At 72.7% G+C, this 14,384-nt stretch carries 15 protein-coding genes; 6 read left to right on the top strand and 9 right to left on the bottom strand.

The window, feature by feature from the left end:
• Positions 1–160: 160 nt before the first annotated feature.
• The gene (locus ABZ457_RS05825) at positions 161–616 is read right to left on the bottom strand and encodes an Lrp/AsnC family transcriptional regulator (RefSeq protein WP_359154269.1); all 456 of its coding nucleotides are present in this window, start codon (positions 614–616) and stop codon (positions 161–163) included.
• 130 nt (positions 617–746) lie between these two features.
• Here ABZ457_RS05825 and ABZ457_RS05820 point away from each other — a divergent pair, with 130 nt between their 5' ends.
• A complete protein-coding gene (locus tag ABZ457_RS05820) occupies positions 747–893 on the top strand; it encodes a hypothetical protein (RefSeq protein WP_359154267.1) in 147 nt (48 codons plus the stop codon).
• Here the strand turns inward: ABZ457_RS05820 and ABZ457_RS05815 are convergent.
• Complete coding sequence (locus ABZ457_RS05815) at positions 890–1,573, bottom strand: UbiX family flavin prenyltransferase (protein WP_359154265.1); 684 nt, start codon at positions 1,571–1,573, stop codon at positions 890–892. The genes ABZ457_RS05820 and ABZ457_RS05815 overlap by 4 nt on opposite strands.
• Positions 1,574–1,770: 197 nt before the next feature.
• Here ABZ457_RS05815 and ABZ457_RS05810 point away from each other — a divergent pair, with 197 nt between their 5' ends.
• Positions 1,771–2,364 carry a rhomboid family intramembrane serine protease gene (locus ABZ457_RS05810; RefSeq protein WP_359154263.1) on the top strand — a complete coding sequence of 198 codons (594 nt, stop codon included), beginning with the start codon at positions 1,771–1,773 and terminating at the stop codon, positions 2,362–2,364.
• 92 nt (positions 2,365–2,456) lie between these two features.
• On the opposite strand, the gene mqnP is transcribed toward ABZ457_RS05810, so the two are convergent.
• From mqnP to ABZ457_RS05795, 3 genes are read right to left on the bottom strand one after another with little or no spacing between them, the layout of a single operon-like run.
• A complete protein-coding gene (mqnP, locus tag ABZ457_RS05805) occupies positions 2,457–3,380 on the bottom strand; it encodes a menaquinone biosynthesis prenyltransferase MqnP (protein ID WP_359154261.1) in 924 nt (307 codons plus the stop codon).
• Positions 3,377–3,844: a hypothetical protein gene (locus ABZ457_RS05800; RefSeq protein ID WP_359154259.1), complete on the bottom strand. Its 468-nt coding sequence runs from the start codon at positions 3,842–3,844 to the stop codon at positions 3,377–3,379. The genes mqnP and ABZ457_RS05800 overlap by 4 nt, the downstream gene beginning before the upstream one ends.
• A complete protein-coding gene (locus ABZ457_RS05795) occupies positions 3,841–5,292 on the bottom strand; it encodes a menaquinone biosynthesis decarboxylase (protein ID WP_359154257.1) in 1,452 nt (483 codons plus the stop codon). Before ABZ457_RS05795 ends, ABZ457_RS05800 begins: the two co-directional genes overlap by 4 nt.
• 87 nt (positions 5,293–5,379) lie before the next feature.
• Here ABZ457_RS05795 and ABZ457_RS05790 point away from each other — a divergent pair, with 87 nt between their 5' ends.
• The 4 genes from ABZ457_RS05790 (at position 5,380) to ABZ457_RS05775 (ending at position 10,097) form a co-directional block, all read left to right on the top strand.
• Positions 5,380–5,799 carry a PLDc N-terminal domain-containing protein gene (locus ABZ457_RS05790; protein ID WP_359154255.1) on the top strand — a complete coding sequence of 140 codons (420 nt, stop codon included), beginning with the start codon at positions 5,380–5,382 and terminating at the stop codon, positions 5,797–5,799.
• Positions 5,796–6,272 (top strand): nucleoside deaminase, encoded by a 477-nt coding sequence (locus tag ABZ457_RS05785; RefSeq protein ID WP_359154253.1) that lies wholly within the window; start codon positions 5,796–5,798, stop codon positions 6,270–6,272. The genes ABZ457_RS05790 and ABZ457_RS05785 overlap by 4 nt, the downstream gene beginning before the upstream one ends.
• Positions 6,273–6,525: 253 nt before the next feature.
• Entirely contained in the window at positions 6,526–8,586 is a 2,061-nt protein-coding gene (locus tag ABZ457_RS05780; protein WP_359154250.1) for a hypothetical protein, read from the top strand.
• A complete protein-coding gene (locus ABZ457_RS05775) occupies positions 8,583–10,097 on the top strand; it encodes a hypothetical protein (protein ID WP_359154248.1) in 1,515 nt (504 codons plus the stop codon). The genes ABZ457_RS05780 and ABZ457_RS05775 overlap by 4 nt, the downstream gene beginning before the upstream one ends.
• 49 nt (positions 10,098–10,146) lie before the next feature.
• On the opposite strand, the gene ccsB is transcribed toward ABZ457_RS05775, so the two are convergent.
• From ccsB to ABZ457_RS05755, 4 genes are all read right to left on the bottom strand, one after another.
• Positions 10,147–11,256: a c-type cytochrome biogenesis protein CcsB gene (gene ccsB, locus ABZ457_RS05770; protein WP_359154246.1), complete on the bottom strand. Its 1,110-nt coding sequence runs from the start codon at positions 11,254–11,256 to the stop codon at positions 10,147–10,149.
• Positions 11,253–12,950, bottom strand: coding sequence for a cytochrome c biogenesis protein ResB (locus tag ABZ457_RS05765; RefSeq protein ID WP_359154244.1), 1,698 nt, complete (start codon positions 12,948–12,950; stop codon positions 11,253–11,255). The genes ccsB and ABZ457_RS05765 overlap by 4 nt, the downstream gene beginning before the upstream one ends.
• Positions 12,951–12,954: 4 nt before the next feature.
• Positions 12,955–13,677, bottom strand: coding sequence for a cytochrome c biogenesis protein CcdA (locus tag ABZ457_RS05760; protein WP_359154412.1), 723 nt, complete (start codon positions 13,675–13,677; stop codon positions 12,955–12,957).
• A gap of 79 nt (positions 13,678–13,756) precedes the next feature.
• Positions 13,757–14,356: a TlpA disulfide reductase family protein gene (locus tag ABZ457_RS05755; protein WP_359154242.1), complete on the bottom strand. Its 600-nt coding sequence runs from the start codon at positions 14,354–14,356 to the stop codon at positions 13,757–13,759.
• Between the last annotated feature and the right edge of the window lie 28 nt (positions 14,357–14,384).

Here is a 14,384-nt window from a genome sequence, read left to right as displayed (position 1 = left end):
CCGCCCACGGTACTCCCCCGCCTCCCGGGCTCTTCACCGGCGGGGCGGATGGCGCGCTCCGGGCCGCGCACCGGCGGCCCGGACGGTGCTCTCCCGGGCCCCGGCGGACGGCACGCTCCCGGGCCCCGGCGGCGGGCGGACGGAGCCCGGGAGGGGAGGGTCAGACCTCCTCGGGGAGGTCCCCGACGCGGTTCTCCCACTTGGTCGAGAGCACGATGGTGGTGCGGGTGCGGGAGACCCCGCGGGTGCCGGAGAGCCGGCGGATGGTCTTCTCCAGGCCGTCCACGTCGCTGGCCCGGACCTTGAGCATGTACGAGTCGTCGCCCGCGATGAACCAGCAGTCCTCGATCTCGGCCAGGTCCTTCAGCCGGCGCGCCACGTCCTCGTGGTCGGCCGCGTCGGAGAGCGAGATGCCGATGAGCGCGGTGACGCCGAGACCGAGCGAGGCGGAGTCCACCGTGGCGCGGTAGCCGGTGATCACCCCGGCCGCCTCCAGGCGGTTGATGCGGTCGGTCACGGAGGGGCCGGAGAGCCCCACCAGGCGGCCGAGCTCGGCGTACGAGGCCCTGCCGTTCTCGCGAAGGGCCTGGATGAGCTGCCTATCCACGGCGTCCATAAGCCTGAGCCTTCCATTATTCAGCGATTTCGCAAGTTTACGTGTAGAATCTAAGGCATGCAGGGCCGACACCCTGCGATTCACTCAAACGATCACAGTTGATCCCACAGGATCACGATCCATACAGGAGATGACACTCACCGTGTACACGATCGAGATGGCCTACGCCCACATGCGACAGCTCCAGGAGCTGGCCAACCGCTCGCGTGCCCACCAGCCCGCCGCCGCGCACAAGGTCGACAAGGCCCGCGCCCCGCGCAGCGGAAAGAAGCGCTAGTCACCCGCGGAGCCGCCACCCAGCTCCCCCTCCCAGCGGCGGTACAGCCGGTGCGGCACATCCGCCGCGTCGAGCACCCGCCCCGCGACGAAGTCCACCAGGTCCTGGATGTGCGTCGCCCCCGCGTAGAACGCCGGTGAGGCGGGCAGTACCACGGCGCCCGCCTCGTCCAGCGCCACCAGATGCTTCAGCGTCTGGCCGTTCAGCGGGGTCTCCCGGACCGCGACCACCAGCGGGCGGCGCTCCTTGAGCGTGACGCTCGCCGCCCGCTGGAGCAGGTCCTTCGACAGCCCCAGCGCCACCCCCGCCACACAGGCGGTGGACGCGGGCACGATCAGCATCCCCTTCACCGGGTACGACCCCGAGGACGGCCCGGCCGCCAGGTCCCCGGCGGCCCAGTGGCGCAGATCCGCCGCCCCGGTGTCGACCTCGAAGGTGTCCGGTTTCCCGTCGGCGCCCCGCGCCAGCCACTGGCGCAGATCGTCCCGCCAGTGCGCGTCACGGAACGCGATCCCCGTCTCGTCGAGCAGCGTCAGCCGGGAGGCCCGGCTGACGACGAGGTCCACGCTCTCGCCCGCGGCGAGCAACGCCCGCAGCACGGCGGCGGCGTACGGCGTGCCGGAGGCACCCGACACCCCCACGACCCACGGCCGGCGACTCTTCACTTCCTGCGGCTCCACACCCGTGAGCCTATCCGGCGGCCGAAAGGCGCTCACCGGCGTACCTTCCGGCAGCCCTTGGGCGGCGCGACACGCCGGGGCGGAACCGGCGGGGCGTGCCGGACGTTCCTCCGATGTCGGACACCGGTGCCGGCACGCAGGCACGCAGGCAGACGTTCACAGGGACAGACGGCGGCACGACAGATCGGGGGGCCGCGATGACGGACATCCAGCTCGACCGGAGCGGCACGGACCGCGTCCGGTCCGCGGCCAAGCTCATGCTGGCCTGGGTCGCCCTGCTCTGGGCGCTCGAAGTGGTCGACGTGCTCACGGGCCACGCGCTCGACGCGTACGGGGTCGTGCCGCGCGAGCCCGCCGAGCTGGTCGACGTCGTCCCCTCGGCCTTCCTCCACTTCGGCTTCGGGCATGTCGCGTCCAACACGATTCCACTGCTGGTGCTGGGCTTCCTGGCCGCCCTCGGCGGGATACGCCGGTTCCTGGCGGTGGCCCTGCTGATCGTCGTGGTCGACGGCGTCGCCGTCTGGCTGGTCTCGCCGTCCGGGACGAACACCGCGGGGGCCTCGGGCCTGGTCTTCGGCCTGTTCGGGTACCTGGTCGCGCGCGGCTTCGTGGAGCGCAAGGCGCTCGACGTGGTGGTGGGCCTGCTGATAGCCGCGGTCTGGGGCGGCTCGATCGTCGCGGGCCTCTCCCCGTCGGCGACGGGGGTGAGCTGGCAGGGCCATCTCTTCGGCCTGGTGGCGGGTGTGGCCGCGGCCTTCGTCTTCCGGGTGCGGGGGCGCGAGAGCGTCTGACCGGGCGGTCGGGGCGGCGGGCCGGGTCGCGGTCCCGCGGGGCGGGCCGGGTACCGCTGCCGACGTCCGGCCGCCGCCGCCCCGGACCGTCGTCAGACCGTCAGGCCCCGCACCACCAGATCGAGCAGCGCGCAGACGAACAGCGCGATGCCGATGAAGCCGTTCACCGTGAAGAAGGCCCGGTTCAGCCGGGACAGGTCGTGCGGGCGCACGATCGCGTGCTCGTAGAGGAAGGCCGCCGCCACGATCACCAGACCCGCCCACAGCAGCACGCCCGCGCCGGTCGCGAGGGCGTACCAGACGAAGAGCGCCATGGTGACGGCGTGGCAGGCCCGCGCCCCGTACAGGGCGGCCGGGATGCCGAAGCGGGCCGGCACCGACTTCACCCCGTGGGCGCGGTCCGCCTGGACGTCCTGGCAGGCGAAGATCAGGTCGAAGCCGCCGATCCACACGCCGACGGCGAGACCCAGGATCACGGCCTCCCAGGACCAGGCCCCGGTCACCGCGATCCACGCGCCGACCGGTCCCATGGCCTGCGCCAGGCCCAGGATCGCGTGGGGGTAGTTGGTGAACCGCTTGCCGTAGGGGTAGACCACCATCGGCACCACGGCGACCGGCGCCAGCGCCAGGCACAGCGGGTTGAGCAGGGCCGCGGCCCCGAGGAAGACCACCAGGGCGATCCCCGCGCCGGTCCAGGCCGAGCGCACCGAGACCGCGCCGGTCACCAGCTCGCGGGAGGCCGTGCGCGGGTTCCGCGCGTCGATCTCCCGGTCGATGATCCGGTTGCACGCCATCGCGAAGGTCCGCAGGCCGACCATGGCGACCGTGACGAGCAGCAGCTCGACCCAGTGCACGGTCCCGTCCGCCTGGAACATCGCGGTCAGCGCGGCGATATAGGCGAAGGGCAGCGCGAAGACCGAGTGCTCGATCATCACCACGCGCAGGAAGCCCTTCACCTTCCCGGCCGGACGCGGCGCCGGCCCCGGACTCACCACCCCGTCGGCGGTCGTCATCATGCGAGGCTCCCGAGGAACGCGTCGAGATCGGCCAGCAGACCGGCGACGGGCAGCGGGCCGGTCTCCACCACCAGGGGCACGGCCTCGTCGCCGGGCGGGGTGACATGCGCCGTGAAGGCGACCGCGCCCTCCCCGGCCGGGCGGGCCGCCAGGCTCAGCACCGCGCCGCCATCCACCGTGAACGGCCCGGCCGCGCCGACCAGTTCGGCGCGCAGCCGCTCGGCGAAGCCGGCGGGCTCCGCGTCGCGCACCCCGGGCAGCTCGAAGCCGTCCCCCGCGCCGTCCTGCTCGACCAGGACCGCCCAGAGGTCCCCGGGCCCCGCGAACTCCTCCGGGTCGACGCCCGCCTCCTCGGCGGCCCGCCGCACCCCCGGGTCGGCCGGATCCAGCTCGGGGCGGACGAAGGCCACATAGGCGTCGTCCCCGCCGATGAAGAGGGCCGGTCCGCCCACGGCGGGGCTCACAGGCCGTACTCCTTCCAGCGGCGGTCGACCTTCGCCGCCGTCTCCGGGTCCGAGAGGACCATCTCGGGCCAGCCGCCGTCCCGGGTGTAGCCCTCCTCGGGCAGCTTCCGGGTCGCGTCGATCCCCGCCTTGCCGCCCCAGAACTGCTGGTAGGAGGCGTGGTCCAGATGGTCGACCGGGCCCTCGACCACGGTCAGGTCGCGGGCGTAGTCGGTGTTGCCGAGGGCCCGCCAGGAGACCTCGTGCAGATCGTGCACATCGCAGTCGGCGTCCACCACCACGATCAGCTTGGTCAGCGACATCATGTGCGCGCCCCAGATGGCGTGCATCACCTTCTGCGCGTGCTTCGGGTACTTCTTGTCGATCGAGACGATCGCGCAGTTGTGGAAGCCACCCGACTCCGGCAGGTGGTAGTCCACGATGTCCGGGATGATGATCTTCAGCAGCGGGAGGAAGAAGCGCTCGGTGGCACGGCCCAGCGGCCCGTCCTCGGTCGGCGGCCGACCCACCACGATCGACTGGAGCAGCGGCCGCTTGCGCATCGTGACGCAGTCGATGGTCAGCGCGGGGAACGGTTCCTGCGGCGTGTAGAAGCCGGTGTGGTCGCCGAACGGCCCCTCGGGGAGCATCTTCCCCGGCTCCAGCCAGCCCTCCAGCACCACCTCGGCGTTGGCCGGGACCTGGAGCGGCACGGTCTTGCAGTCGACCATCTCGGTCCGCTTGCCCGCGACGAAGCCGGCGAAGAGGTACTCGTCGATGTCACCGGGCAGCGGCGCGGTGGAGGCGTAGGTCACGGCCGGCGGGCAGCCGAAGGCGATGGCCACCGGCAGCCGCTCCCCGCGCCGGGCGGCGACCTGGTAGTGGTTGCGGCTGTCCTTGTGGATCTGCCAGTGCATGCCGATGGTGCGCCGGTCGTGCCGCTGGAGCCGGTAGAGGCCGAGGTTGCGGATGCCGGTCTCGGGGTCCTTGGTGTGCGTGAGCCCCAGGTTGAAGAAGGAGCCACCGTCCTCGGGCCAGGTGAACAGCGCGGGCAGGGCGTCCAGGTCGACGTCGTCGCCGGTGAGGACGACCTCCTGCACGGGCGCGTCCTTCACCTTCTTCGGCGGGACGTGGACCATCGAGCCCAGCTTGCCGAAGGCCTCGCGCACACCGACGAAGCCCTGCGGCAGCTCGGGCCGGAGCAGGCCGCCGATCTTCTCGCCGATCTCCGCGTAGGACTTCAGGCCGAGGGCCTTGAGCAGGCGGCGGTCGGTGCCGAAGACGTTCATCGCGAGCGGCATGGACGAGCCGCGCACGTTCTCGAAGAGGAGAGCGGGGCCGCCGGCCTTGTTCACCCGGTCGACGATCTCCCCGACCTCCAGGTGGGGATCGACCTCGGCCTTGATGCGCTTGAGGTCTCCCTCGCGCTCCAGAGCCCGCAGCAGGGAGCGAAGATCGTCGTAAGCCATGCGGTCCAGTATCCGGTACGCACTACGCTGGGACTGTCACGGGGGCCGTCACCTCGGCCCCGAGCTCTGTGTGCAGGGGGTCGGTCCATGCTTCGGGTGCTGATGATTCTGGTGCCGCTGGCGCTCAGCATCTATGCGTTCATCGACTGCATCACGACTGACGAGAAGGACATCAAGCACATCCCGAAGCCCCTGTGGGCGATTCTGGTGCTGCTGTTCCCGCTGGTGGGATCGATCTCCTGGCTGATCGTGGGCAAGGACCGGGCCGCGCTCCAGCGGCCCGCCGGCCGGCAGCGCTGGGTGGCCCCGGACGACAATCCCGACTTCCTGAAGTCCCTCGGCCAGGACCGGCCGGCCCCGGGCCCGGGCGCGGACGGCGACACGCCGAAGGACACCGCGCCGGGCGGCGGCGCGTCCGCCGGAGAGGGCCGCACGGACCGCGACGGCCGCCCGGACCCGGCGGGCGAGGCCGTGGACAAGGACGACCCGGACAAGCCCCGCCCGTGACCGCCCCCGGCTCCCCGCCCGGCACCGACACGTACGCGGAGTGGCTCGCCACGGCGGTGGCGGAGGCGCGCGCCGGGCTCGCCGAGGGCGGCGTCCCGATCGGCGCGGCCCTCTACGGCGCGGACGGGGCCCTGCTCGGCCGGGGCCGGAACCGGCGCGTCCAGGACGGCGACCCGTCCCTGCACGCGGAGACCGCCGCGTTCCGGGCGGCCGGGCGGCAGCGCTCGTACCGCGGCACCACCATGGTCACCACCCTCTCGCCCTGCTGGTACTGCAGCGGTCTGGTGCGCCAGTTCGGCATCTCCCGGGTCGTGATCGGCGAGGCGCGGACCTTCGAGGGCGGCCACGACTGGCTGGCGGAGCACGGCGTGGAGATCGTGCTCCTCGACGACCCCGGCTGCGCGGAACTGATGCGCGGCTTCGTGGCGGCGCGGCCCGAGCTGTGGCACGAGGACATCGGCGAGGACGCCTGACCGCCTGAGCGCGCCGCCCCGGCCGCTCCCGCCGGCACCCCTGCCCGCCCCTGCCCCCCGGCCGCCGCCGCGTACCCCGGCCGGGTCCCGAACCCGGCCCGGACCCCGCGTACGCCCGCGCGCCGGGACGCCGCGTAACGGACCGAACACGGAATCCGCCCGAACACGCGCCGGGCGGGCACCCCTCGGCCTACCCTGGATGACGGCACAACTGCACACCCTCTGGCGCCAGTTGACTGACGGGGGAGTCGTCTTGAGGGATCAGCTCGCCGAGAGAGGCGACCTGCTCGCGCTGCTCACGTCCCATCTCACCGGTACCGAGGTGGCCGGCCGCCGGCAGCGCCGCGCCTGCGTGGCGCTGCCCCCACCGGTCGTCGCCGTCGTCGGCGGCCGCGGCACCGGGAAGACCCACGCCTTCACCCGGCTGCGCGACGTCTGCTCGCCGGTCACGCCCACCGCCTACCTCGACTGCGCCGACCCGGCGCTGCGCACCGCCGTCGCCGAGGCGCCCGAGGCGCGCTCCCTGGTGACCGAGGCGCTGCGCGCCCTGGGCATCGGCGTCACCAGCAGCGGACCGCCCCGCACCGGGACCCTGGCCATGACCCGGCTCTTCGCCGGGCTGGTCGCCATCGCCTCGGGCGGCTGGAACGCCGACCGCGACGAGCGGATCACGGCCGAGCTGCGCCGCCTGGAGCTGATCTCCCCGGCACGCGGCACGGGATCGAACGCGGTCCGGGAGTGGGCGGCCAAGCTCGTCGCCGCCTACGCGGCACTGCCGCTGCCGCTGCCCCCGGTGCAGAAGTTCATCGAGGTCTCGGTCGAGGTCCTGATGGGCGAACTCCTCCAGCGGGGCAGCCGCCGGGCGGTCGACTGGTACGGCGGCTACCCGGGCGCGCAGGGCAACGCCCGGCTCGGACTGACCCTCCTCGGCAGCCACTTCCGGATCGGCGGCGACCAGCGCCGGCGCGCCGAGTACTTCCTCGGCCAGGCGCTGCGGGCCGACCTGGAGGCCGCGTACCGCACCACCGGCGGCTGGCTGCTGCGCACCGGCCGCCCCCTGCTGCTCCTGGACAACGCCCACGAGGAGCCGGGCGAGCAGCTGGTGCGGGGCTGCCTCACCCACCGGGCGACCGGGGAGACCGACCGGGTGGTCGTCTACGCGGCCTTCCGCCGCGGCGATGCGCCCGCCCTGCGGGACGCCCACCGGCTGCCGTCCCTGACCTCGGCCGTCGCCCTGGCCGGCCAGCGGGGCGACGCGCTGTGCCGGCGCCCCCTGGTCGTGGTGCCGTGCCCACCGCTGCCGCCCGCCGGTCCGGAGACCTCGGACGGCCTGCTGAGCCATGTGGACCCGGAGGCGATGCTGCCGCCCGGACTGCCGCGCGCGCTCTACCGGTTCACCGACGGACGCCCGCTGGCGATGACCCGGATGACGGACGCGATCGAGGAGATACGCACCTCGGCCGCCATGGACCCCGACCTCGCGCCGGGCCCCGGTCCGCTCTCCTCGCTGACCCTGCGCTCGCTGCTGCGCCACCGCCCGGCCGGCGGGTCCCGGCGGCCGGGCCCGGGCCCCACGGTGGCGGCCCTGCTCCGCCGCGAGCTGGCCCCGGGCGAACTCGGCGAACTGCTCACCCTGGTCTCCCCCGCGGCGGACGCCCGGGCCGCCGATCTGCTGCTGCCGCCCGCCGCCGCCCTGACCACCTCGGAGCTGCGGCACGCGCTGGACGAGGACGGCTGGCCGCGCTGCGAGGAGCACTTCGTCGGGGACCACTGCCTGCGCACGGTGCTGCTGCACGAGCTGTGGCACCTGGACGCGGACCACTCCTCCTGGCTCGGCCTGCACACCCGGCTGGCGATGCACTACGCGACCGGGCCGTCTCCCTGGCGGCAGTACCGGCACGAGCTGGCGACCGGCCGGACCCGCAACGCGGTGGCGTATCTGACGGGTTCACTGGACCGGGCGGACACCGGGGCCTGGCTGGCGGAGCTGCTGCTGATCGCCTCCGCGCCCGCCTTCGACGGCCTGGAGCGGCGGCGCGCGACCGCCTTCACCGGCGGGCACCGGGACCCGGCCCGGCGGGTGGCGCGGCTGCTGCACGCGGCCTGGCTGGCGCAGGACCGGCTGGAGCTGCCGGAGGCGCGGCTGGAGACCGCGGCGCACGGGGCGCTGCACGCGCTGCGGGACGACGTGGCGGACAGCTCGGTGCTGACCGACGCCGCCGCGCGCTGGACGGAGAGCATCAGATCGGGGCGCCCGCTGCGGGAGTGCGCCTGCTCGCGGCGGGGACGGGCGAACGGGGGGACGGATCCGTGAACAACCTGACCAAGATCCTGATCGGGGCCGGGGCGGCGCTGGCGGTGCTCCTCGGGGTGCTGTTCCTGCCCGGTGTCCTGGACCCGGACCGCTCCTGCGCGGCCGGGGTCGCCCGGCCCGAGGGCAGCGAGGAGTGCGTGGGGGTGTCCGGCAGCGGCTACGCCTTCGGGGTGGCGGAGATCGCGGACGTCGCCCGGGCGATCGGGGCGGAGAACCGGGAGGTCGCGGCCTCCGGCGAGCAGGCCGTCTCCGTCGCCGTGCTGATGCCGTTCAGCTCCCGGGCGCCCGAGCAGCTGGTGAAGATGCGGCACGAGCTCCAGGGCGTGTACGTGCAGCAGCGGCTCGCCAACCGCGCGGAGGGCCGGCCGCCGAAGATCCGCGTCCTGCTCGCCAACACCGGTGATCTGGGCCGCCACTGGGAGGGCGTGGTCCGGCAGCTCACGGGCATGGCGGACGACGCGGTGCCGCTGCGCGCGGTGACCGGCATAGCGACCAGCAACACGGTGAACAAGCAGGCCGTGGCACTGCTCTCCCGCCACCGCATCCCCATGGTGGGCTCGACCATCACGGCCGACGACATCGCCGGCGTCCCGGGCCTGGCCCGGGTCTCCCCCACCAACAAGGACGAGGCCCGCGCCCTGGTCGCGCACGCCCGGGCCGTCGACCGCAACGCCCTCCTGGTCTACGACACCCAGCCGAAGGACAACTACGCCCGCACCCTGCGCGAGGCGTTCGAGGAGCAGCTGCCCGACCAGGTCTACGACGCCCGGCCGTTCACCTCCCACGAGGCCCCGGACAATCCGGGCAACCTGGGCAATGTCTTCAACAGCATCGCCCACTACATCTGCGACACCGAGGCGCACACCGTCTTCTTCGCGGGCCGCCACACCCCGCTGCGCGTCTTCGTCTCGGAGCTGGGCCGGGCCGGCTGCGCCGAGCGGGGCTTCACCGTGTTCACCGGCGACGAGGCTTCCTACCTCGGCTCGGACCCCCTGGTGGACCGCGAGCCCCTGGAACGGCGGCCCGGGGAGAAGCGCCCGCGGGTGACCCTCAAGTACGCGGCGCTGGCCCATCCGGACGCCTGGGTGAGCGCCGGCGGGCGGACCCCGCCGCGTACCGGCGGCTCGGAGGCCGCGTTCCGCCAACTCGCCGACGCGCTGGCCGAGCAGAAGGACGGGATCGGCCCGAACGACCTGCACGACGGCCAGACGATGATCGGCTACGACGCGATGGCGACGGCGGTCCAGGGCATCCGCCGCGCCACCGGCTCCGCCGGCGAGGCCCCCGCCCTGGACGACGTCTCCGCGCAGTGGCCCCATCTGACGGGCTCCCTGCGGGTGAACGGCGCCAGCGGCTGGATCTGCCTGGACACCGACGGCAACCCGCGGAACAAGGCCGTGCCGATCGTCCGGCTGACGGCCGACGGCTCGCTGCGCTTCGAGGAGTTCTCCTGGCCGGAGGGGAAGGCCCCGCCGAAGGACTGCGTCTACACCAAGCGCCCGGCGTCCTGACCCGGCGGGCGCCGGACGCCGGCCGGGATGTCGGACGCCGGCCGGAGTGTCAGACGCCCGCGTACGAGTGGAGGCTGTTCACGAACATGTTGACCCCGTAGTAGTTCCACAGGAAGCAGAGGAACGCGATCAGGGCGATGTACGCGGCCTTGCGGCCCTTCCACCCGGCGGTGGCCCGGGCGTGCAGATAGGCGGCGTAGGCGACCCAGGTGATGAACGACCAGACCTCCTTGGCGTCCCAGCCCCAGTAGCGGCCCCAGGCGTCGCCCGCCCAGATCGCGCCCGCGATGATCGTGAACGTCCACAGCGGGAAGACCGCCGCGTTGACCCGGTAGGAGAACTTGTCCAGGGAGGCCGCGGAGGGCAGGCGTTCCATGACCGAGGTGGCGAACTTCCCGGGCTTGCCGCCGCGGGCGAGCTTCGCCTCGTAGGAGTCGCGGAACAGGTAGAGGATGCTGCCGACCGCGCCCAGGTAGAAGACCGCGCCGCAGAAGATCGCGGTGGAGACGTGGATCCACAGCCAGTACGAGTCCAGCGCGGGGACCAGCTGGTCGCTCTCGGTGTAGAGGACGGTGACGGCGAAGCCGAGGTCCAGCAGGACCGTGGTCACCAGCGGCAGTCCGGCCCAGCGGACGTTCTTCCCCGCGAGCAGCAGGGCCAGGTACACGCCCACGGCCACGGTGGAGAAGGTGGTGGAGAACTCGTACATGTTGCCCCACGGCGCGCGCTGCACCGACAGGGCGCGGGTGAGGACGCCGGACGCCTCCAGCAGGAAGGCGAGGACGGTCAGCGAGACCGCGATCCGCCCGTACAGGTCGCCCTTCTCGGTGCCGCCGTGCGCGCCGGGGCCGTCGGGCACGTCCCGCGCGCCGCTCGCGGCCCGGGTGACGACCTTCGGCTTGTCCAGCACCGCCGTCCCGCCGTCCTTGCGGACGGTGACCGCCGGGGCGGCCCCGGCCTTCGCCGTCCCCTCCGCCGGCCGGGCGGTGAGGGCGGCGGCCGTGCGGGCCACCTTGCTGCGGCTGCCGAAGAGCCACTCGGCCATGTGCGCGAAGAAGGCCAGGGTGTAGACGGCCATCGACGAATAGATCAGGTAGTTGCTGATCTGCGCCAGGTTCTCGTTCGTCGCTGCGGCGAGCGTTGTCGCGGAGAGATTCACCTCTCGGCTCCTTCGGCGGTTGCGTCCACTGGTTCGGGCGCCGTCGGCGCCTCTGCGTTGAGGGTCAGGGCCAGGTCGGACAGCTCCTCGGGGAGCTTCGCCGACTCGCTGCGGCCGAGGCCCGCCATCTCCACGACGGTGACGCCGTCCTCACCGCGCACCGCCCGTACCCAGACCCGGCGGCGCTGGACGAAGAGGGAGGCCGCGAGGCCGCCGATCGCCGCGACCGCGCCGCCCAGGGCCCAGCCGGTGGCGGGCTGACGGGTGATCTGGAAGGTGGCCCACTCCTTGACGTCCTTCTCGAACGTGATGGAGCCGGCGCCGCCGGGCAGCTTCATGGTCTCGCCCGGCAGCAGCCGCTGCTTGAGGACCTCGCCGTCGGCGCCCTTGAACTGCTTCATCTTGCGCGTGTCGAGCTGGTACACGTTCTGCGGCAGTCCCGCGTCGACGCCGAGGCTGCCGCGGTAGCCGGTGAGCGCGAGGACCGGGAACTCCAGGCCGGGGAACTGGGAGAACATGTCGCCCTTGCCGGCTCCGGCGAAGGTCGGCACAAAGAACGCCTGGAAGCCCAGTTGATCCTTCTTGCCGTTCCTGTCCCGGTATCCGTCCATCACCTTGATGGCGCCGGTGGAGGTGACGTTGCTGTCGATCGGCAGCAGCGGCACCGCGTCCTGGAAGACGATCTCGCCCTTGCCGTCCCGCACGGTGACCACGGGCGCGTAGCCGTGGCCGTTGAGGTAGACCTTCGTCCCGCCCACCACCAGCGGCCGGTTGACCTCGACGATCTGCTTCTTCTCGGCGCCGCCCGGCTCGGACCAGGTGACGGCGGCCTCGTAGGTGCGGGGGGTGCCGCGCTGCGGGCCGCTCTTGGCGTAGGTGCCGGTGAAGCTGTCCAGCGAGAAGCTGAACGGGTCGAGGTCGTCGACGCCGAACATCGAGCCGGACTTGAAGTTGTCGTACTGGGTGAGCGTGTTGGAGAAGCCGCCGCCCTCGACGACGAGCTTGCCGCCCTCGGACTTGAAGAGCTGCCCGGCCGCGAACGCCACCAGGATCACGATCAGGGAGACATGGAAGACGAGGTTCCCCGCCTCCCGGAGGTAGCCCTTCTCGGCGGCGACCGCGTCCCCGGCCTCGTGCGCCCGGAACCGCCGCCCCTTCAGCATCGCCAGGGCCGCCGCGCGCACCTCCTCCGGCTCCGCCCCGGTCCGCCAGGTCGTGTACGCGGGCAGCCGGTTCAGCCGCCGGGGCGCGCCCGGCGGGCGGCTGCGCAGCTGGCCGACGAACTGCCAGGAGCGCGGCACGATGCAGCCGATGAGCGAGACGAACAGCAGCAGGTAGATCGCGGAGAACCAGACCGAGCTGTAGACGTCGAAGAACTGGAGCTTCTCGTAGACCGACGCCAGGGTCTCGTTGCGCGCCTTGAACGCCTGGACCTTCATCTCGTCCACGTCGTTCTGCGGGACGAGGGAGCCGGGGATGGCGCCGAGCGACAGCAGGAAGAGCAGGATCAGCGCGACCCGCATGGAGGTGAGCTGCCGCCAGAACCAGCGCGCCCAGCCGATCACACCGAGGGCGGGGCCGCCGGCGGGCTGGTCGCCGGCGCCCTCCACGGGAGCCGTGGAGAGCTGTGCGCCGGCCGCGCCGAGTTCACGCTCCTCGGTCTCCGCGGTGTCGTTCACGCCTGCCTTGCCCATGTCCCTAGATCCCCACCTGGAAGCCGTTCGCCCAGCTCTGCATCGACTGGACCATGGTGTCCCAGACGCCTGTGAGCAGCAGCAGACCGGTCGCGATCATCATCGTCCCGCCGATCCGCATCACCCACACATAGTGCTGCTTGACCCACGCGAAGGCGCCGAGCGCCTTGCGGAAGGCGACCGCCGCGAGCACGAACGGGACGCCGAGTCCGAGACAGTACGCGACGGTGAGCAGCGCCCCGCGCCCCGCGCTCGCCTCGTTCGCGGAGAGCAGGGTCACCGCGCCGAGCGTCGGGCCGATGCAGGGCGTCCAGCCGATCCCGAACACCGCGCCGAGCAGCGGCGCGCCCGCGAGCCCGGACACCGGCCGCTTGTGGATGCGGAACTCGCGCTGCGTCAGCCAGGGCATCAGCCCCATGAAGAAGACGCCGAGCAGGATCATCAGCACACCGGCGACCCGGGTGAGGATCTCCCGGTTCTGCTGGAGGGTCTGGCCGAAGAAGCCGAACAGCGCCCCGCCGGAGACGAACACGGCGGTGAAGCCGAGGACGAACAGCGAGGCCCCGATCACCATGCGCCCGCGCCGGGCCTGCGCGAGGTCGGTGCCGGTGACACCGGTCACATACGACAGATAGCCGGGCACGAGCGGCAGCACGCACGGCGAGAAGAACGACACCAGGCCCGCGAGCAGGGCCAGCGGCAGAGCGAGCAGCAGGGCGCCCGACATCACGGTGCCCTCGATGCCGGAGGCCGCGATCAGTGTGCCGCCGGACGGGCCGGCGGCCAGGAGGTGGGTGTGCACCGGGTCACTTCTCCGCGATCAGCGGATCGATCATCTTGCGCAGCTCCGCCTCGTCGATCTCCCGCAGCGCCCGCGCCGCGATACGGCCCTCGCGGTCCAGGACGATGGTCGAGGGGATGCCCTGCGGCATCAGGGTGCCCCGGGGGAAGCCGTTGACGACCAGCTTGCCGATCGGGTCGTAGAAGCTCGGGTAGGTGATGCCGTAGTCCTTCTCGAAGGCGATCGCCTGGCGCTTGGCGCCGTCCCGGGTGTTGATGCCGACGAACTCGACGCCGTCCGCCTTCTTCTCCTTGGAGACCTTGGCGAAGTGCGGGGCCTCCGCGCGGCACGGCGCGCACCAGGAGCCCCAGACGTTGATCACGACGACCTTGCCCTTGAGGTCCGCTATGTCCAGCCGACTGCCGTCCAGGGTCTCGCCCTTGAGCTCGTTGGGCAGACGGCGGTCCGGCGCGCGGACGGTCTCGACGCCGCCGCTGGCGGCGACGAAGTTGGTGTCGCCGCCGCCACCGGACTTTCCGCCGTCACCGCAGGCGGACAGGGTGAGCGCACCCGTGGCGACCAGGGCGGTCAGCAGGGCGGCGCGGCGTGCACGGCTGAAGCTCATGTGAAAAGTTTCGCATGGGCCCGGCGGC

Origin of the sequence: Streptomyces sp. NPDC005805 (genome assembly GCF_040630445.1) — a bacterium.
Taxonomy (GTDB): Bacteria; Actinomycetota; Actinomycetes; order Streptomycetales; family Streptomycetaceae; genus Streptomyces.
This window is presented reverse-complemented; position numbering and strand designations above follow the sequence as displayed.